The sequence below is a fragment of the Levilactobacillus fuyuanensis genome, from assembly GCF_003946395.1.
Classification (GTDB): domain Bacteria; phylum Bacillota; class Bacilli; order Lactobacillales; family Lactobacillaceae; genus Levilactobacillus; species Levilactobacillus fuyuanensis.
The window spans coordinates 52,213-71,339 of sequence record NZ_RHNZ01000008.1; the positions used below are offsets into that span (position 1 = coordinate 52,213).

Genomic DNA, 19,127 nt, shown 5'->3' on the forward strand with positions numbered 1-19,127 from the left:
TCAATTGTTATGTATTTGATTGTTGCCGAAAATCTAGAATAGCCGTCACGTAGTCGGCTAAATGATGCTGTGGATTCTGTCGATCGATCAGTGCGCCCCACCCCATGGGGAGCTGCTGATAACCTTGTTTGGCCCCGCAAATTGCGACCGCCATGGCCCCAATCGTGTCGGTATCACCGCCTAGATTAGCCGCGAGTAGCGCACAGCGTCGTATATCCCGACCGTAGTAGGCTATTGCTAACGCTGCTGGAACGGACTCACTGACGGCCGTTCCCGTTCCGACTAACGCCGCCAGTTGGCGTGTAAACTCAGCCGGATCACGCCGCGTATTCCGGGCAATCTCTAGGCCTAAACGTAAACGTGCCTGTGGACTGGCCTCCCAAGTGGGAGCACCCAGTTTTCCGGCCGTATCACCTGCCAGCAACGCCCAATCCAGTAATGCCGGCCAATCATAGTCGGCCAACGCAGCAGTCACCGCCCCCGCTACCATTGCCGCACCACTAAAGGCCACGTCCGTCGCATGAGTCACACGCGTTACGCCCACGACCATGGTCACCAGCTCGGACAACTGCTGCGGTCTAAACAAGGCCCCAACTGGCGCAATTCGCATGGCACAGCCGTTCGTCACAGCTTTCTGCGTAATTGTCCGCGAATCCTGCCCCGCCTGAATTGCTAGTAAGACTGCCTTCGAACTAGGCCCCAAGATATTTCGTTCAAACGCATGAATCGATTTGGCCCAAGTCAATAATCGCTGTGCCAAGTCCTCCGGCTGGACCTCCCATTGGTTGGCCCGTAAACTATCCAGGATTAGCAGTGCTTGACTGGTATCGTCTGTGTATTGCCCCTGCAAATAGTTCATGGCAATGTCGTTTTCCTGTGGACCATCCATGAAATCCGTCACACCCCCGGGGTATCGCTGGCGAATCCGGGCCACCGACCAAAGCTCGGTCGGCATTCCCATGGCATCGCCCACGGCCTGGCCGTATAGAACACCGCGAACCCGATTAGCCACGTAAGCCTGACTCTTATCGTCCATTTGCCACCTCCTTTAAAAAAGTCAATGTCCCCACTATACCGGAATTTCAATTGCTTGTCAGAACTGAACACTTACAAATTTATTTATAATATTGTTCGTCTATAATAGTTATTAAGCCGTAAAAAAAGCGTGTGGCCAATTAGTCACACGCCAAAATAATTATTTAGTCAAATTCTTCATACTCATTAGGGTCTTGACCGTCGATTCGGCCGTCAGCCCGACTCAAGGCATCGATTGCCGTCATTTCCTCTGGCGTCAAGTTAAAGTCGAAGACGTCCAGATTGGACCGCTGATGCAAGAGGTTGCTAGCTTTTGGAATGGGCACGATGTCGCGTTGGAAGTGCCAACGGAGGATGATTTGCCCCACGTTCTTCTCGTACTTCTTCGCTAACTTCTGGATCAGAGGCTCCTTCAATGCCGCACTCCCACGACCCAATGGGCTCCAAGCCTCGGTGATGATTCCCCGTTCCTGGTCCGCCGCCAACATTCGTTGATTGTTCCAATACGGGTGGGCTTCAATCTGGTTGACCGCTGGCATCACACCAGTTTCCTTAACCAATCGATCCAGATGTTCCGGTTCGAAGTTTGAGACCCCAATCGAGCGAATAAAGCCGCGCGCCCGGGCATCAATCATGGCCTGCCAAGCTTCCACGTAATGGTCGCGCTTAGGCAGTGGCCAGTGAATCAAAAACAAGTCAAAGTAGTCCAATCCCATGCGATACAGGGACTCTTGAATCGCCATCGTCGCATCCGCATAGCGGTGATACTTGCCTGGCAGCTTCGACGTCACGAAGAATGCCGACCGTGGCAATCCGGATTGCCGAATAGCTTCACCGACAGCCCCTTCGTTGTCATAATTTGTCGCCGTATCGAGACTCCGATAGCCATCGCGAATCGCAGCTAGAATCTGGTTGACTCCTTGGCCACCACGGACTTGGAACGTGCCCAAGCCCACAGCTGGCATCTGGTAACCATCATTAAACGTGACTACAGGTACTTTTGTCATCAAATAACCTCCTGTTTAATTGGTCTCTAAAGTCAACTCTAACGCGAATTTTGTTTAATTGAAACTATTTTGCCGGTGTTGCTTGATCACCCGGTTCAGAACCAGTGCGAGAATCAGCGAAATTCCGGCATAGCCGGCGGCACCCAAGCTAATGTGATTCAAGCCGACTGTGCCTAACAGGCCAGAAGCCGTGGCCGACCCCAGGGAAATACCAAAGTTAAAGAAGATGGAATTCAATGAAGAAGCTAGCACCGTTGACTGCGGGTACTCCTCTTCGGCAATGTTTAGGAAATGAATCTGAATGGGTGAATTGATAATCGTTACGATCAGACTCATGGCTAACAGAATCGCTAAGCCGCCAAACTTAAAGTTCAGGCCAATTGGCAGTAGTGCCAGCAAAATCACATCGACCACATAGAATCGAGGCATGATACGCAATCCGTTTCGTTCCGCTAGCATCCCTGACAACCGATTACTGATAATACTCATGATCCCAATTAAGAAGAGTAACCAGTTCAGGCTCTGCGTGCTAAATCCAAGTGCCGTCGTCAGCAATGGCCGAATATACGTGTAATAGGCGTACATCGTGGCCGCCGTAAACAGGACCAAGGCAATCCCCACGTAGATCCGGGGATCCTTCAACAGGACCAATTGATTCTTCACGCTACTCTGCACCTGTTCGACTTCACGAGGCAACAACCACCCCAGCAGAACACAGGTCACAGCACTAATTATTGAAATTAAATAGAAGGCGTCGTGCCAGCTATAGCTCGTACTGATGGCTGTCCCAATCGGCACCCCAAAAACGGAGGCAATACTGAAACCGGCAAAAATCCACGACACCAGACTCGCCCGCTTTTCACGCGGCGCAATCGAACTGGCAAAGGTCATAATTAATGAAATAATCGCCCCGGCCACCATCGCCGTGATGATTCGAGAGAGCAACAACACGGGATAGTTCATCGCAAAACCACTCAGCGTGTTCCCTACCAAGAAGATGCCCATCAGGGTCATTAACGTCTTGTAGCGGCTGAACCGACTCGTCAAAACGGTGATAAACGGCGTGCTGACCGCGTAAACCGTGGCAAAAATCGTCACCAAATAGCCCACAGTCGCCACCGGAATGCGATATTCCTTGGCAATGTCGGAGAGGACCCCGACCACGATAAATTCATTACACCCCAACATAAACGCCACCAGGACAAAGACGATGGCTTGCCAACGATACTTGTTCACGATATTTTCTCCTCTGAATCTTAAAATTTTCACTCGTTACCTACCAGAATACACTATCTTTCAGAAAATAAGCAGGGGGACGTCTCATGAAAACGTCCCCAATTGAAAATTATTTTTCCAGGGCCACAGATTGTTGATGGGCCGCGATAACCCGGTTCAAAACCACGACTAAAATCAGAGAAACCAGCGCGTAACCGGCAGCACCAAAACTGATATTTTGAAGTCCCACCTGACTCAGCATTAACGAGGCCGTGGCTGACCCTATCGAGATGCCAATATTAAACGAAATCGCACTGACCGACGATGCCAACATGGTCGCCTGCGGATAACTTTCGGCAGCCACATCCAGGAAGTGAATCTGAATGGGTGCCCCGGCGATGGTCACAATCAGTGTAAGGATTAGCAAGATTCCGAAGCCCACCACCTGACTGTTAAGGGCGACTGGTAACGCCAGCAGTAGGAACATGTCGGCCACGTAGAACCATGGCAATTTCTGTAACCCATGACGTTCCGCCAACGCTCCTGACAAGCGATTACTGATAATACTCATGATACCCAGTGCGAAGAGCAACCAGTTCAGACTGGTCAGGTCAAAGCCCATGCTGGTGGTAATCAGGGGCCGAATGTACGTGTAGTAGGCATACATCGTGGCCGCCATAAAGAGGTTGACCACAATTCCCAAATAGACCCGTTTATCCGTGAGAAAGACCAGCTGATCCTTCACGCCACCCTTGACCTGCGCGACATTACGCGGTAGCAACCAAGCTAACAGTAGCGCCGTGACCAGCGTGATACCGGAGATAACGTGAAACGCCGTGTGCCAGCTATCTGCGGTACTGATGGCCACCCCAATCGGTACCCCAATAACCGAAGCAATACTGAAACCAGCCGAGATCCAGGCAATCAGGACGGCACGCTTGTCGTGAGGCGCAATGTCGTTGGCAAAGGAAATGATAAAGGACTCGATCGCCCCGGCAACGGAAGCCGTCACTACCCGAGTTACCAGCAACATGGCATAACTGGTCGCAAACCCACTCAACGTATTCCCCACTAAGAAGATCAGGACGAGCACCATTAGTGTCTTATACCGACTGAAGCGATTGGTCAGCACCGTAATAAAAGGCGTGCTGACGGCAAAGACCGTCGCAAAGATTGTGACCAGGTAGCCCACGGTCGCTACGGAAACATTCAGTGATTTTGAGATATCCGAAATGACCCCGACAACAATGAATTCATTACATCCCAGCATGAATGAAGTCAGTACAAAGATAATGGTTTGGAGACGGTATTTAGACACGACAAACTTCCTTTCCACGTAATTTTTTGAGATAGAATACCCGTTCGGTTTCCACCGAATAAAAGAGCTGTTACTATCTAGATTACACGACAAACTAAAAAACGGCTAGTCCCCTCAGGCAACTAACCGTTTCATTTCACTACTTTTTTAATGTTCGGACAATCTGTTCCGAAATGATCTGTAGGTCTTGCTCATCACCGTGCACCAGAACGGGCGCAAAGTTCGATTGAATCAGATAGACCACTACCTGGCCACCAATAATGCGGACAATGCCTGCCGCGTCAATGTCGTCACGTAGCTCACCAGTATCCCGAAAGATTCGTAACAGTTCCCCCAAGAAATCAAAGTCATTGCCGCGAACCACCTTGCCAAACAGCGCCCGCATATCAGCATTGGTCATCATTTCCATCGCTATGATTTTAACCACTTCTTCGTTGCCCCTAATAAACGCATACCGGTCGGTCACAAAGAAGTGCACCATTTCCGATAATGACTTTTGCTTACCGAGGTCCGCAAAGAATTCGTCCCGGTACTTGGGAAAGAAGTGCTCCATGACGGGGCGAACAATGGCTAACATCAAATCCTGCTTCGTATGAAAGTACTTGAAGATGGTCGCCTGACTGATGCCGGCCCTCTTGGCCACATCAACGGTCGACGTGCCATCGAAGCCGTCCTCCGAGAAGAGCTCCATGGCAGCCACCAAAGCTGCCTTCTTACCCTTTGGCATTTTCTGTTGTTCCAGCCAATCGCGGTAATTGACAAAAATATTTGGTTCCACACCGTTCACCCTTTCTGATCACATCGACTATTTTCAGCCTGCGAATCCTTAAACAAATTACCGTCTTGAACGGCCGCTAGCCTACCAAGACGGTAATCGTTCCTATCCAACTATTATACGCGAATCACGACATAATCTCTTGTGATTTCGATTAAACTTTCCGGTAACGCTTCAATCCAACAACATTGAGAATGGTTAAGACAATCAGAAAGATCAGAAGAATCATAATGTCAAAACCGAGGTCGAAGATGGATGTCCCCCGCATGATGATGTCGTTGACGGCATCCCCGGAGTACTTCAGTGGAATGATGTAAGAGATATCCTTGACCCAGTCGGCCATGGAATCCAGTGGAATAATTCCGGAGAAGAAGACCTGCGGAATGATCACTAGTGGGATGAATTGCATCATCTGGAATTCGGAGTTGGCAAACGTCGAGAGTAGAATCCCGAAAGCCAAGGCCACTAACGCCAGAATCAAGTTGATCACGACCACGCTGGCCATACTGCCGACAACCTCGATTCCCAGCAACCAGACCGTCGTCAAGACAATGACGATGGTTTGGATGACTGCGAGCACCCCATAACTCAACATGTACCCAAAGACAATGGATGACCGCTTTACTGGGGTTGCCAGTAACCGATCCAAGGTGCCAGTCGTCCGTTCCTTCAACAGGGCCATCCCAGAAATCAGGAAGACGAAGAAGAAGACGAAGAAACCCATCAGAATTGGTAACATTTTAGCAAAGTAGCCAGTGTTCTTATCCCCGTAAACGTAGTGATTCGTAATCTTAGGGGTCGATTGACTGGAACTCTTCGTGGCATGGTTCGTCGACTTGGCTTTGGTCACTGCGGCCTGCTTAGCAGCTGCTTGTTTGGCTGCAGCTGCACTCCCCGCCGTGGCCGATGTCGCACTTGTTGCGGCCTGTTGTTTTTGCAACGCTTGTAATTGCGCTTGCAGCTTAACCGTGGCCTTTGTGCTCTGCTTCAGTGCCGACTTCAGTTGGTTAATGCTCGTCGCCGTCAGGGCATTCTTGAAGGCTAACTTGACGGTCGCCGTCTTAGTAGAATCCGTGTTAGCGTAAGTCAGGCTGTAGTTTTTGCCGTTCTTCTTGATAATCGCATCGACTTTTTCATCATCCATGGCCGCCTTGGCATCCTTCTTGGTGTCATAGCTCTTGACCGTCACGTGCTTGATTCCGCCCATTTCCTTATTCAACTTCTGGGAAACGGAGACCGTCCCCACACTCACGTCCGTTGAGGAATTGGTATTAAAGATCACGCTCATCAGCAGCATCACTAGGATGGGTGCGATAAACATCAGCGCTAACGTCCGCTTATCCCGGAAGAGTTCCTTCAGCACCCGGTTCATAATTCCAATCGTTCTCATTATTCAACACCCTCCGCCTTTAAGAATACGTCTTCAATCGTGGCAACCCCGTACTGTTGCTTCAACACAGCTGGCGCATCGAATGCCATGACTTCGCCACCCAAGAGCAAAGCCACCCGGCCAACCAGTTCGGCTTCATCCATCACGTGGGTCGTAATCAGGATGCTGCGACCTTCGTCACGAATCCGGCCCAGTTCCGCCCAGATTTGTCGGCGTAATGCAGGATCGATTCCGACGGTCGGTTCATCCAGAATCAACAATTCCGGGCTGCCTAACAAGGCAATCGCCAGGGAAAGCCGCCGCATCATCCCACCGGAGTAACCGGAAACGCGCTTGTTCAGGTCTGCCGTTAGGTCAACGACTTCTGCCGCATGCATAACTTCCTTTTTCATATCTGACTTAGCGATACCCTTCATCAAACCAAAGAACTTGAGGTTTTCTAAACCTGACAGCGAATCGTACAGGGCATCCGTTTGAGCCATGTACCCGATTCGCCCTAGCAACTCCCGGTTTGGCATCGTGGTATCGAAGACCTTAGCGGAACCGCCGCTGGCAACTTCCATGCCCAGTGTCACTTTTATGACGGTCGACTTCCCGGCCCCTGAAGGTCCGATAAGCCCAACGATTTCACCGGGGTTCACGGTGAGGTTGATATCTTTTAAAACGGTTTGATCGCCAAATTTCTTGGCGAGATGTTGTAAATCAATAATTGCTTTTCCCATGATAGTGCCTCCCAAAACAAGTTTTGAATAGGTGAGTGATTACTTACTTACCTGATAAAGTGAGTATATACTCACCTGTGATTTTTGTCAACGATTCCTGGTAACTTTTTAATCATTATGACTGCAAGCAACGAGAACCGCCTATTCTTTCTATGATAATTGATGAAAATCAGACGTACAAAAAAAGCCGCCACCATGTGACGACTTCTAAATCAACTGCATTAAGAGATGAATCTGACCCGTGATAAATTTGCTCGTACCGTCCGGTAGCTTGCGACGATTGCGAATCAACAACTCATCAAAGATAACCTTCTGAAACGTGGCCATGATGGCCGTTGCCAATTGTGTGGCCTTTTCCAGGCTGACCTCGGCCGGCGTCACTTCAAAGAGCCGTTCCGCCACATGCTGTTGGACATTCTCAAAAGACGTGATCAGCCACGCCGACTGCTCATCGGAGAGCATTGCCCGGTTGCGAATCGTGATAATAAACTCTTGATAGCCAATACCGTTGCCCAACAGTTGCCACATATTTTCAAACAGCCCAATGACGTCCTGCTCGATACTGTCACGAGTCCATTCCGCCGTCATGTTTTTGGCGATACGCACGCGATCCGCAACACCCTCATGGACGATGACATCCAGTAACTGTCGCTTGCCCTTAGGAAAATAATAGTACAACAGACCTTCGGCAATCCCAGCGCGTTCATTTATCTCGCGCGTTGACGTCTCCGTATAGCCCTTTTGCGTAAATAACTCGCGACTGACTGCAATAATATTCTGTCGCTGCTGGTCACTTTTTTTCGTCATAGCTTTCGTCGCTCCACTCACGTATTTACTGTCTATTATACCGTTTTCCCTGTGCTTGGGGCAATTGGCATCCGTTCACCACGCCAGCCAGCAACATCGCCGGGTTCAAATTGGTAAGTCAGTGGTTTGCCGTAAGCCTGCTCGTACGCGGTCTTCTTCTGCTGGTAATCCACGGCCATCATGTGACGACTGTTATCGCGTACGGACTTTTCTGGATCCGGAAATATCGGCTTGAGCACGTGCATCACGTAGCTGACCTGGTCAAATTCAGCATTGTCAACGTGTGGCAAATCCTGAATTTCCACAAAGCAGGAAATAATCGGCACTTGGAACTTGGCGGCGTAGTAATAAGCCCCGCGCTTAACCGGCCGTGGCTTGCGGTAGTTGAACCACATCTCCTGTTCCGGATAGATCAACACATACTGCTTCTGATTGAGTGCCTGTTGGACAAACTTAGGAAAGATGCGACCGGCGTATTCCTTATCATCACTGATGGGAATCGTATCGTAGTAGTTCATCAGGTAGCCGATGACGCCGCCCATCTCAAGGTTAGTATCCCGGCTGACAATGTAAAGTCGCTTCTTACTGGTGCGTTGGACCATGCGCCGCACCACCGTGTTGTCTAACGGATTAAAGTGATTACTGGTAATAATCGCCCCGCCAGTCACCTCACGGAGATTATCCAAGCCCTCGAAGCGCGTCCGCCGATTGAAATAACGGGTCGCCAATCCCGCGACCTGGCGCGAAACGTGATTGTTAAAGCGATACGTGAGCGACCCATCCCGCCGCAGGTAGCGTTGGAGGACCGCCTGCTGCTGGGATTTGGTAAATTGGGGATCGTTGACTTCAACCTTAGCGTTGAGATTGCCAGTCAAAGTATCGTGTTCAATGTTTTCAACCACTTTTTCTTTCATCCCACCGATAATCATGTTAGATCAGCTCCAATTCTTTTCTAATCTGCTGGACGTCCCCGCTATTCTTCTCTGAGAAGGTGTGAAGTGATCCTAATAAGCCCTGTTCTGCCTCGTGGTCCTTAGCCCGATCTGCATCGGTAAAGGCCTGTTGGATGGCCTTTATCTCTGCGAAGTAAGGTGACTTAGGTGCGTAATCCCAGAAATATTGGCCGTTCTGCGCATCTTCGTAGTGCCACGGCTTCCCAAAAAGACTGTAGTGCAGCAGCTTTGGGGCCGTCACCCGGTCGTGCTTGGTCGGCATCACATTCCACGCCCGGTCGATATGAGTCACGCGGTCGCGGCACAATTCATTTAGATAGTCTTGGTCTGGTGCGATGAATTCCACGTGATAGGTCGTGAGCAAACGCGTAAAGGTTTCATTGAATTTTTCTGCGCGCATCTGCTTCAGATTCAACAACATCATCCCGGAATTAAAGTAATCGCTGATGGGTAACTCCAAGTGTTGCGTGACGTACTGGATACTCTGGGGATTATCGGCTGCGAAGGTGTCCTGAACGGCTCCAACCAAGTTATCCCCTAAGTTGATCTGGAACAACTCCGCGAGGTCCGTGGTCGTGACGACATCGGCATCGAGATAGATGGCCTTATCATACTGCGGGAACATTGCGGCAATGAAGAGCCGGTAGTAGATGGTCAAGGTGAACATATTTCCCCGCAGCTTCATGTGCTCGCCGGCGAGCTGCTTCATCAAGTCATCACTGACTGTGACAAAGCGAATCGATACGTTATCGGTCGCCAGCTGACCCAACCGCTCACGGTTCTCCGCGTTGAGGTCCTCGTATAAAACAATGAGATCGTACTGCTGCTGATCATCGGCATTGGTAATAATTGAGGTCATCGCCACCGAAAGAAACGGGGCATAAGCATCGTTGATTGAAAAGAACACTGGAATTGGTTGGGTCATGTTAATCTCCTCCTTACAGGGTCACAATTAATTTTTCATATTCCGTCAAAATATCATCATATTCATGGAGCTTTAGCTTACTGTGCACGTCCGCGACCTGCCAGGGTTTGACCGTGAGCGTGTGTACCCACGGGAATAGACGAAAGCTGGTCGTGAAATGTTGAAAAACGGTGTTCGCTTTCAAACGACGTTGTTCGTTGTAACGCCGTGGCATCAGTCGTTTATGCGCCGCTAGACTATTAATTGCCGATTGATCAGGCATAAACATCTCACGGTTCCGGCAAAGTTCACGGCTGCGGGCAAATAACCCCGTCCGCCGAATCTCCTTGAGATTGAGCAAGAGAACACCAGAGTTCAGATAGTCGAAGTGTTCCCAGTTCTGGTGGAAGAACCAGCGCCCGTAGTGATCGAGGACTCCCGCTACCTCGATGCCCTGAATGTCTTGGTGATAAAACAGCTGACAATTGCGCCGACAGATGACATCAGTATCCAGGTACAGGAGCTTATCTGGTAACGTTGGCACTTGATCGGCGTACAGCCGGAGCATGCAGCACGGGGTAAAGATCGTCTCGAGATTGGCGGTCGGTGGATTTGCAGCGACCAAGGCCGTCACGTCGACTCGAGTTACCCGGTTAGCTGGATTATCCTGCTTGACCAGTGCATCCAGTTCGGCCGTCGTTTCGGCAGTCAACGGATAGAAATGACGCGATTTATTTTGCATAAATGCCGTCAAAATGGTGATATTTAACGGTTCACGAGTCTGCTTCAATAACGAAAGAATTGAGATTAACAGCCCCGGCTTCATATTGTTATCGCCACAATACAAAACATTCACCTTTCATCCCTCCTCATAGGTTACGTACTGGACGTTGCTGGTTGCCGCACGCTTGGTCATCTGGGCTTGAATCCGCTGCTGGAGGTCTCGCTGTTGTTGTTTCGGCAATAAACTCTGGTCCGCTTCAAACGGTCCATCCAGATACACGACTAACCGCGGTCGCCGCCACCGACGCTTACGGTAGGTCACCGTCAGACAATAGGCTGGCACCTGCGCGACCACTGGAAAGTGAAACGCCCCAGGATTGAAGGGCCGAATGCCAGTGTAGTACGGCCAGACGTGTTCCTCCGGATAAATCATCACCCACTCGCCAGCCGCTAATTTCCCCACAACTGTCCGATTGAACAATCCCAGTTGGTGGAGCGTCTGCGGCGTTGGTAAGGCGCCCCCCAGCGTCGTCAACGGACCAAGCACCGGGATACCCAGGTTAGCGGGACTAGCTAGGACATTGAATGTCTGCCGCTTCCCAAGGTAATAAGGAATCAGGACGTCACCCGTGGGCTGCGTGTGGTTACCATATACGACGAAACCGCCAGGGCCCCCTGCCTTCAACCGCCAAGCATTCTTGAACGTGATGGCTCGGCCTAAACGACAGTAGAGAACACTGATGACCTTAGCCGTCGTGCGAACCAGTCGCTGCTGCCATCCTTTCCCGGGACACCGCCAATTATAATCGCCGGGTAATCGCCAATCTTGATGACGACTCGTTACCAAATCATCGTGAAAACTGTGATAGATCCGCTTTCTCATGGCAATCCCTCCTCCACCTTTTAAAAATTAAGTGAGTGCTCAATTACCAACTTCAATATAGCATATTCTTTTCAGAATGCAAGACCAAAGTTAAAGCTTTTATGACAAAAAAGCGCCAATCCCCACGAGGACTAGCGCTCACTATTATTGCAATAAATTTAAAGTAACCAGTTGATACGATAATTTTTCATGGTCAACCTGCGTCTTGGATTTTTTGCCGGTCGCCGTCATCATGGTTGTCGTCGTGTGTCCGGTCACGTGTTGGACCTTAGTCACGATCAGCTTGGTATTGGGGTTAAGCAGATATTCCTTCTCCCCATGAACCGTAGAGATTGGATCCAGATAGGCGCCGTGATACCCCTTGGGAAAGTTGATTTTGAGCAAAACTTGCGAGGTAAATTCTGTCGCAACCGCGTGACTGGTGCTGGTCGAGGCGAAGCCGGGATCTGAATACACGGCTCCTGGCTTGAGGGCCTTCTGATGCAGTGCAAGCCGCGCAACCTTATTCGACGTACCTCGGTAGACGGTCATGGGATGAGTCAACTTGAATGTCTTGAGACTTGCCCGCAGATCTTTGACCCGTTGACGCGTCTTGGCTGTCGTTGCCCGTTTGGGATAACGTAGCGCGTTATTTAACTTATCGGAGCCATTGCCGGTATAGTTGCCAATGACCTTGATCTGACGCTTACTGAGCTTACCAGCCCACGCCTTGGAGCGCTTGACCAATACCCGATAATCGTGCTTGGTCAGCTTAATGGCCCGGTTACTGTAGGTATAGCTACCGGTATCGGCAATCAGGAGTGACTGGGCGTTCCCAGGCACGGTCACCACCGTACCAGCGGCCGTGCATTGCACGACCTTGAGTGCCGTATTCTTGGGAATCGCCACACTGACAGGTGTCGACTGGTCGGTAGGCTGCGTCAGTGCTGTCACTGCGCGGTTCGTAACTACCTGTTGCGTCCCAGCCGAGGTATTGGTCGACGACTCGCTGTCGATGTAGATCAGCTCGGGTGATTTGGCCTTGGCGCTCACCGGTAGTGGCCCCATTGTCCCCCCACCTAATGTGAGTCCAGCGGCTACTAACCCTAATAAACGGGTAACTTTATTCATGAAATTTCCTCCTCTGGAGTGAGCACCACCGGATTTCCCCGCCGGTAATGCGTCAATCCTCCGCTCATGAGTATAGCACGGTTGAACGCCCTTTGAACCATTTAGGGGCAAATTTAATTTTTACCCTGGTTATAGACTCATCACTACCCACACAAAAGGGAGCGACCACCTTCCAGTCACTCCCCATCGTCCATCGCAGACAATCCTATTTAGTATTGCGTGATATAATCTAAAATCTGGAACATGGCCTCCCGATTTTCCTCAGGCACTGGCGTCGTCTCGATAGATTGCGCCGTCTGATTCAGCACGGAATCTGCCACGTAGTCGCCATCGTTGACCACCATTGCGTGCACATTATCTTCCGTGACCTCCAGGTGAAACTGCAGACCAACTACGTTACCGTTAACCACTAAGCCTTGATTCTGAATCTGCTCGCTGGCAAACAATCGTGTCGCATCATCTGGTAACGCAAACATGTCCTGATGCCAGTGAAGGACTTTCAGCTCTTCTGGCAAGTCCGGAATCACATCGGCCTGTCGGGTGACCGGTGCCCAGCCGACCTCCTTGACCGGCGCCGGACTAATCGTTGCGCCTAAGAGCTTGGCAATCTGTTGGGCGCCAAAGCACGCCCCGAAAATGGGCTTATGGACCGCCATCACTTCGCGCATCAAGTAACGCTCGGCTGCGATCCATGGTGCATCGTCGTTGGGACTGATTGGCCCACCCAAGACCACCAGTAGGTCCGTTTCCGCCGCTGACGGCAGCTTGCCGTGTTGCGCCGGATGGTAAACGTAGACCTGATGGCCGCGAGCGTGGGCCCAGATACGAATGGCTCCCGGTCCCTCCTCTGGTGTATGTTGCAAAATATTCACACGCATGTGAAGACCTCCCCGATTCATTTTAGGCGATTATAGCAGGTTGCGTTGATGAGCGTGCCACCAAGCCGTCGGTTAACTGAGTTAGCTTGCAAAGCTTTTCCTCGCAACCTGGTGACAAAAAGAACTATCACCAACCCGAGTGGTAGTTCCTTTAAATACAGCATTTATGCGTAGTACACTTCACTGTGGAAGCGATGATTCTTCATCTGCTTAGCAACTTGCTTCGACGCATAGTAGTGCTGGGTGACCCAAACACCAGCTCCGCCAGCTTCACTGAGCACCGCAAATTTTTGCCCATGATACCGTTTGTTGGCCACTTTATAATAGGTCCCATCCCCGGCTGATTGGTTCCACCCGCGAAGATCGGTCCAATTGGCTCGCCGAACGGTCATTTTCCAGCCAACGACCCAATTGGCATGCCGCGCCAACTTGTCCGGGTCAGCGTTGAGATTGCGTTGGTGAAGCTTAGAAGTGCTGGCATAGCGACTACCATTTTGATAACCCACCGTCCGCCATTTAGTTGCTGTAAACTTTACTTTGTCGTACTTGCCGTGACCATCGTAATGGTACCAGGCGCCTTGTAGCTTCTTAGGAAAAGCTTTCACACTCTTTTGCGTGCTAGCTTGTGCCGTGGTTGGTGCTACAATCTGCGTCCCGCCAAGCGTTAAACCACCCAGTAATGCCATGAATAAAAGCTGTTTTTTCATCAGTCAAGATCCTCCCCAGGATTATGTCGTGTGATTGATACAGCCATAGTATACACCAGCTGACCACGCAATTACCGTATAAAAAAATAAATAACAGCCCCCAAAGATTCGGCCATTATTTATCCTTAGACGTTGTTGATTTACCAGGTGATACTACGACTGCACGGGATGTTTAACCCAGCCAAATAATTGCCGTAATATCGTGAGTGACCGGCGAAAGGATAGCGTTCCCAAGATCAGAAATGCTGGTAAATATTGAATCAGGTACCGACTCCGACCACCTTCAAACAGCAGTAAGAACATAAACGCCCCAATAATGGTGAGGCGCAGGACCTGAGTAAACTTGTGCTGATTGCTCCAGCCAAAGAAGATGATAACTAGCAAGACAATCCACCAAGCCTGCGCTAAATAGCGAAAATCACCCAATCGGGTCCCATACAAGTAGACAAATTCACGAATACTGCGCGCAAATCCGGTGCCCTTGGGCTTCGTGCCGTGTAAAATAAAATGACCTTCCTTGATCCAGGCAAAGGACCCATCAGCGCTGTTATTGCGTTGTTTCTTCACCAAGAAAGCCAGATAGCCCCAAAATCCGCGTTGCTTTAGTCGTTTCAGATACATCTTTTTCGACCAATCCGCTCGCGATTTCTTCGTCGGCAACTGGGCCATCTTCAGTGCATCCTTAGCGTTATAGCCACCATCCCCTGAAATCCCCATGCTCATGAAATGGACCGCTGGAATGGCGCGCGCCGTATTAATTTTAATGTAGCTCTGCGTGTCGAGAACGTGATTACCGGCAACGTAGGCACCACCGCCGGCCATACCACTGACTAAGAGACAAGCGACAACGATGAATCCTTTGCGTCGCGTCAGCCCCTGCCAGTATTCTCGGCGAACCACCTGAAGCAGTTCGACTAAAACAATGGCAATCAGGGCCACAATGGCGGAAGGTTTCATGAAGTACGCGGCCGCCACGTTTAGTCCTAAGCCAACTGCCGCCAGTAACTTGAGTGACCAAGGCCACTGGGCATAGCTCAGCACACAGTAACAGAAGATGTAGGCCGAGACGAACGGCAAGACCCAGGCATCGGTATAGGGCACGATGATCATGGGAAAGAGCGCCAGCCAACCGGCGTGAATGTACATGGCCGTTGGAACTTTGCGGTGGTCGATCACGGCAACGCTGAGGATATTGAATACGGCGGAGAGATCCGTCAAGATCAGTGTGGCCCAGTCAAAGAACAACCAAGAGGTCGTGTGAAAGGCCGTCGCTAACCAGTGTTGGGCCAATAGAATCGGCAAGTTGTTCGAGTTTTGACTAAAGTACGACATCATATCGGCATTCTTGGGGGCAATCAGAGCCTCATGAATGGCCCTCACATCAAAGCCAATAGCCGGATGCACGCACAACACAAAAACCACCTGCCAGGCAACGGTCAGCAATAAAAGCGTGCCCGCCGTCACAGCTTGGTGGCGAACGAAGAGCCATTTAAACACGCGTGACACCTGAGGATAAGCGAAACCCACGATCAACACGGTAATGGCCACAATGAGGACAATTGCTGTAACGACCGTTGTTTCGCTCCCCGTCTTGGCGTTGTCACCCAAAACCAAGTTGGCTGAGGTAATCGCGAAGTATGTGGTTAAGCCGAAGAAGAAGTAAAACAAGCCCCGAATGAATCGGTTACCGTAATTAAATAACTGATGGTCCATCCCGTTCTCCTCCCTTATTGCTTATTGGCCCAAGATAGCTGATACTATTGCTACCATCGTATTGCCGGTTGCATCTTAGTTCCACTCACTGCCCTTTTTACTGCGGAGATAATGCACATCGTGATGAACAACGTGTTTCGCCTCGTGCGTTTCCGTTGAAAAGGTCGCCGTGTTCCAGACACCGGGTAATGACATTGAATTGATGACGCCCACTAGTCGAATCCAGGAAACAAAGAAATTATAGAGTGGCAGGGACCATATGACCCAACTGATGCTGCGATAAAATTTTCGTTCATTGGTGAATTTAGCCAGTAATCGACCTACGCTGACATAATTGACCAGCGAGACGAAGACGTACAGGAGATAGATCACAATATACGATAACCCTAAGACGACGGGCGAATACCGGAAGAATAGCAACACGATACTAGCAAACATCCAGATCATCTTGGGAAAGACGAAGGTGTGATCGATAATCATGCGCCGAACCAAAAAGTTCTTAAAGAACTGGCCCAATTGCGCGTTCTGCTGCATGTATTGCTTGGAGACTTCCAGCTCACCACGAATCCAACGCTGACGCTGCTTGTAGAGCTGTTCCAGTCCGGATAGCGGTTCAATGTAGAAGATAGCATCAGCACAGAGCATCACCTTGCGCTTCAGTCGTTGCCGTACTTGAAAGGTCATATCGGTATCTTCGCCAACCGTATCTGTATTATACATAAATGTATCCAACAGGGTGTCCTTACGAAAGGCTGAGAACGCCCCCGACATCGTGAACAATTCGTTATTATCCGATTCAATCGTCCGTCCAGATAAGAAGGCTTGAGCGTATTCAAAATATTCCGTCTTCTGGATAAAACGCAGCCAGCGGTCCTTGGTGCGTTTGATCTGATACCGTTGGGTGAGGATTGTTCCCGTCATGGCGGCCAGATCAATGTCGTTTTCGAAGTGCAGCACCATGTTCATCAGTGCATTCTGTTCCAGGACCCCGTCGCTATCAATATTGACGATATAGGTGCCAATACACTGATAGATGGCCCCGTTCAATGCCTTAGCCTTTCCCTGATCCGTCTGAATGAACTGCATATTGAGATTGAAGTGATTCTGTGCTCGGGCAAAGGAACTAAAACTATCATCGGTACTCTGATTATCGGCCAGCACGATCTGCATACTATCATTGGGATACGTGGAGTCATTGATCGACTGCAGGCACGCAAAAAGCGTATCCTCAGAATTGTAGACTGGCACGATAATTGAGATAAAGGGTAATTTAGCCGGCGCGGAAAGATCCTTCATGTGCCGACTTTGACGCATCAAATGAAACGCCGAGATCAGCGATGGGATGATTTCAACAACAATGGGAATCAGGGCCCAGGTAATCCAAAAGCCCATTTGCGTTAGCGTTAAATTAATAAAGTAATTCACGAATGGTTACCCTCTCGAAAAGCGTCGTTTGAAATTGGCATAGAGACTCTGCGACAATTGCGAATAGGTAAAAACATTGTAATACAGCATGATGACCAACACGTAGAAGACAATTCGGCCAAGAAGCGTGTGTGCCATAAAGTACCAACCGGCACCCCCGAAGTAGACCAACGAGACGACCAACATCAAGCGAATCACATTGGACAGGTAGATCCACAGGGCCCCCATGACCAAGTAAAACACCTTCTCTTGACGACTATACGTCGGGAAGAAGGCTAAGAGCCCTACGAATGCCGTGGTCTCAATGATTCCGGAACATTCATAGTCGATCGACATCGTCACGGGATTCGTGCCGTTGCCAATATAAACAATGCCGTACTTCGTGAAGACCTGACACCAGTGTGTTAAGTCTCCCAGCGTGGACACACCATTGATGACTAAATGGGTCATAAACCACACCCAGTATGGGTTGCCCAACGTAATCAGGATAAAGAACAGGCCAACGCTACCCGCGATAAAGTAATACGCGGAAAGGTGGGCCCGTTTTAACACCGAAATAACGTAGAGCCACCCAATAATACCTAATAACAGGTAGCTACTCATCTAAGCATTCCTCTGTCTTTTCGATTTAGATTTTGTTTTGATAAATGCGCCAGTCCCCCCCAGTGCAATTACCATGCCGATACCGGCCAGAATGAAGGGACCCGTTGAGCCACCGGTTGCCGTCAGCGTTTGCGTCCCCAGGTTGGCATTCTTCATAGTAATCGTCTGTGAACCACCAGCGACCTTGAGCTCGCTCAGTGGAATTCTTGCTTCCATGATGTCATTGTGACCATTGGCCGTCTTGTAACGGTGAACCTTCATCGTCGCCTGACTGAGATCACCATTGCCACCATTTTCACTATTCCAAGCATTGACGGTCCCAGAAACTGTTGTGCCATCAGACAACGTCCCATCTGTCTTAAACGTCACGTAAAACGTCTTGCTACCAACGTTCAAGACATACCCAGCTGGCTGGAGGGTACTGTACCCGCCACCATGCTCTGGTGACATGTTGAGATAAAAGTAAATGTTGTTATCATCCGCGACTAAGGACTCGCGCTTGATGTTGTAATCATCTCCGGGTTCCTTAACCTCGGTCATCGGCTTGCCAGACCAGTCGTCAAAGTTACCGTCGATAGTAATATCGTATTTATTTGTCGCTGTGCGATTACTGTCCGCGTTAGCCATCGTGGTACTGGTCCCCCACCAAAACGCCCCAAACAGGGTAACAATTAATAATATGGCTCTTCGCACACTAATTCCTCCTTAACACTGTCACACCTGATTGTGCTAACCGCTTCTTACAGGCTCCGACTAATTACTGGTAACAATTACCTGTTAGCCGAAACCTTTGCCCACCATCATCAAAAGATAGTTTAATCTGTTAGCCAATCATTATTCGCCTTTATTGTAGTCACTTTTTTACAAAATTTCTACTGATTTTCCATCATAACCGAATAAGTGTGACATTACTATAGGAATTAGGACGTAATTATGGATGTAAGCGAATTAATTTCGAT

At 49.8% G+C, this 19,127-nt stretch carries 19 protein-coding genes; all 19 read right to left on the minus strand.

Going from position 1 to position 19,127, the window contains the following annotated elements; all coding sequences use genetic code 11:
* Nucleotides 1-7: 7 nt before the first annotated feature.
* Nucleotides 8-1,036, minus strand: coding sequence for an ADP-ribosylglycohydrolase family protein (locus EKM73_RS05690; protein WP_125701017.1), 1,029 nt, complete (start codon nucleotides 1,034-1,036; stop codon nucleotides 8-10).
* A 163-nt stretch (nucleotides 1,037-1,199) separates the two neighbouring features.
* Complete coding sequence (locus EKM73_RS05695) at nucleotides 1,200-2,042, minus strand: aldo/keto reductase (protein ID WP_125701018.1); 843 nt, start codon at nucleotides 2,040-2,042, stop codon at nucleotides 1,200-1,202.
* A 54-nt stretch (nucleotides 2,043-2,096) separates the two neighbouring features.
* Complete coding sequence (locus EKM73_RS05700; RefSeq protein WP_125701019.1) at nucleotides 2,097-3,278, minus strand: MFS transporter; 1,182 nt, start codon at nucleotides 3,276-3,278, stop codon at nucleotides 2,097-2,099.
* A 109-nt stretch (nucleotides 3,279-3,387) separates the two neighbouring features.
* Nucleotides 3,388-4,575, minus strand: a complete 1,188-nt coding sequence (locus tag EKM73_RS05705) for an MFS transporter (protein ID WP_125701020.1) — start codon at nucleotides 4,573-4,575, stop codon at nucleotides 3,388-3,390.
* A 139-nt stretch (nucleotides 4,576-4,714) separates the two neighbouring features.
* On the minus strand, nucleotides 4,715-5,353 hold the full coding sequence (locus tag EKM73_RS05710) for a TetR/AcrR family transcriptional regulator (RefSeq protein ID WP_225421312.1): 639 nt from the start codon (nucleotides 5,351-5,353) through the stop codon (nucleotides 4,715-4,717).
* Between the two features lie 151 nt (nucleotides 5,354-5,504).
* On the minus strand, nucleotides 5,505-6,740 hold the full coding sequence (locus tag EKM73_RS05715; protein WP_125701021.1) for an ABC transporter permease: 1,236 nt from the start codon (nucleotides 6,738-6,740) through the stop codon (nucleotides 5,505-5,507).
* Nucleotides 6,740-7,462 (minus strand): ABC transporter ATP-binding protein, encoded by a 723-nt coding sequence (locus EKM73_RS05720; protein WP_125701022.1) that lies wholly within the window; start codon nucleotides 7,460-7,462, stop codon nucleotides 6,740-6,742. Before EKM73_RS05720 ends, EKM73_RS05715 begins: the two co-directional genes overlap by 1 nt.
* 207 nt (nucleotides 7,463-7,669) lie before the next feature.
* Nucleotides 7,670-8,269 carry a TetR/AcrR family transcriptional regulator gene (locus EKM73_RS05725; protein WP_125701023.1) on the minus strand — a complete coding sequence of 200 codons (600 nt, stop codon included), beginning with the start codon at nucleotides 8,267-8,269 and terminating at the stop codon, nucleotides 7,670-7,672.
* Nucleotides 8,270-8,304: 35 nt separating this feature from the next.
* A complete protein-coding gene (locus EKM73_RS05730; protein WP_225421314.1) occupies nucleotides 8,305-9,183 on the minus strand; it encodes a lysophospholipid acyltransferase family protein in 879 nt (292 codons plus the stop codon).
* A 16-nt stretch (nucleotides 9,184-9,199) separates the two neighbouring features.
* Complete coding sequence (locus tag EKM73_RS05735; RefSeq protein ID WP_125701025.1) at nucleotides 9,200-10,147, minus strand: glycosyltransferase family 8 protein; 948 nt, start codon at nucleotides 10,145-10,147, stop codon at nucleotides 9,200-9,202.
* Between the two features lie 13 nt (nucleotides 10,148-10,160).
* Nucleotides 10,161-10,982, minus strand: coding sequence for a glycosyltransferase family 8 protein (locus tag EKM73_RS05740; RefSeq protein ID WP_125701026.1), 822 nt, complete (start codon nucleotides 10,980-10,982; stop codon nucleotides 10,161-10,163).
* 3 nt (nucleotides 10,983-10,985) lie between these two features.
* The gene (locus EKM73_RS05745; RefSeq protein WP_125701027.1) at nucleotides 10,986-11,732 is read right to left on the minus strand and encodes a lysophospholipid acyltransferase family protein; all 747 of its coding nucleotides are present in this window, start codon (nucleotides 11,730-11,732) and stop codon (nucleotides 10,986-10,988) included.
* Nucleotides 11,733-11,876: 144 nt separating this feature from the next.
* Entirely contained in the window at nucleotides 11,877-12,842 is a 966-nt protein-coding gene (locus EKM73_RS05750) for an ADP-ribosyltransferase (protein WP_125701028.1), read from the minus strand.
* Nucleotides 12,843-13,051: 209 nt separating this feature from the next.
* Entirely contained in the window at nucleotides 13,052-13,720 is a 669-nt protein-coding gene (locus EKM73_RS05755) for a type 1 glutamine amidotransferase (protein ID WP_125701029.1), read from the minus strand.
* A gap of 164 nt (nucleotides 13,721-13,884) precedes the next feature.
* Nucleotides 13,885-14,427, minus strand: a complete 543-nt coding sequence (locus tag EKM73_RS05760; RefSeq protein WP_125701030.1) for a hypothetical protein — start codon at nucleotides 14,425-14,427, stop codon at nucleotides 13,885-13,887.
* A gap of 153 nt (nucleotides 14,428-14,580) precedes the next feature.
* Nucleotides 14,581-16,140 carry a TIGR03766 family XrtG-associated glycosyltransferase gene (locus EKM73_RS05765; RefSeq protein WP_125701031.1) on the minus strand — a complete coding sequence of 520 codons (1,560 nt, stop codon included), beginning with the start codon at nucleotides 16,138-16,140 and terminating at the stop codon, nucleotides 14,581-14,583.
* 75 nt (nucleotides 16,141-16,215) lie between these two features.
* Nucleotides 16,216-17,565 (minus strand): TIGR03111 family XrtG-associated glycosyltransferase, encoded by a 1,350-nt coding sequence (locus tag EKM73_RS05770; RefSeq protein WP_225421316.1) that lies wholly within the window; start codon nucleotides 17,563-17,565, stop codon nucleotides 16,216-16,218.
* Between the two features lie 6 nt (nucleotides 17,566-17,571).
* On the minus strand, nucleotides 17,572-18,168 hold the full coding sequence (gene xrtG / locus EKM73_RS05775; RefSeq protein ID WP_125701032.1) for an exosortase family protein XrtG: 597 nt from the start codon (nucleotides 18,166-18,168) through the stop codon (nucleotides 17,572-17,574).
* Nucleotides 18,169-18,861, minus strand: a complete 693-nt coding sequence (locus EKM73_RS05780; RefSeq protein WP_125701033.1) for a Firmicu-CTERM sorting domain-containing protein — start codon at nucleotides 18,859-18,861, stop codon at nucleotides 18,169-18,171. It lies immediately after the preceding gene.
* Nucleotides 18,862-19,127 lie beyond the last annotated feature (266 nt).

Bases quoted from the DNA above. Each gene is read 5' to 3' on its own strand.
- EKM73_RS05690 (WP_125701017.1), bottom strand. From the start codon at position 1,036: ATGGACGATAAGAGTCAGGCTTACGTGGCTAATCGGGTTCGCGGTGTT.
- EKM73_RS05695 (WP_125701018.1), bottom strand. From the start codon at position 2,042: ATGACAAAAGTACCTGTAGTCACGTTTAATGATGGTTACCAGATGCCA.
- EKM73_RS05715 (WP_125701021.1), bottom strand. From the start codon at position 6,740: ATGAGAACGATTGGAATTATGAACCGGGTGCTGAAGGAACTCTTCCGG.
- EKM73_RS05720 (WP_125701022.1), bottom strand. From the start codon at position 7,462: ATGGGAAAAGCAATTATTGATTTACAACATCTCGCCAAGAAATTTGGC.
- EKM73_RS05725 (WP_125701023.1), bottom strand. From the start codon at position 8,269: ATGACGAAAAAAAGTGACCAGCAGCGACAGAATATTATTGCAGTCAGT.
- EKM73_RS05730 (WP_225421314.1), bottom strand. From the start codon at position 9,183: ATGAAAGAAAAAGTGGTTGAAAACATTGAACACGATACTTTGACTGGC.
- EKM73_RS05735 (WP_125701025.1), bottom strand. From the start codon at position 10,147: ATGACCCAACCAATTCCAGTGTTCTTTTCAATCAACGATGCTTATGCC.
- EKM73_RS05745 (WP_125701027.1), bottom strand. From the start codon at position 11,732: ATGAGAAAGCGGATCTATCACAGTTTTCACGATGATTTGGTAACGAGT.
- EKM73_RS05750 (WP_125701028.1), bottom strand. From the start codon at position 12,842: ATGAATAAAGTTACCCGTTTATTAGGGTTAGTAGCCGCTGGACTCACA.
- EKM73_RS05755 (WP_125701029.1), bottom strand. From the start codon at position 13,720: ATGCGTGTGAATATTTTGCAACATACACCAGAGGAGGGACCGGGAGCC.
- EKM73_RS05760 (WP_125701030.1), bottom strand. From the start codon at position 14,427: ATGAAAAAACAGCTTTTATTCATGGCATTACTGGGTGGTTTAACGCTT.
- EKM73_RS05765 (WP_125701031.1), bottom strand. From the start codon at position 16,140: ATGGACCATCAGTTATTTAATTACGGTAACCGATTCATTCGGGGCTTG.
- xrtG (WP_125701032.1), bottom strand. From the start codon at position 18,168: ATGAGTAGCTACCTGTTATTAGGTATTATTGGGTGGCTCTACGTTATT.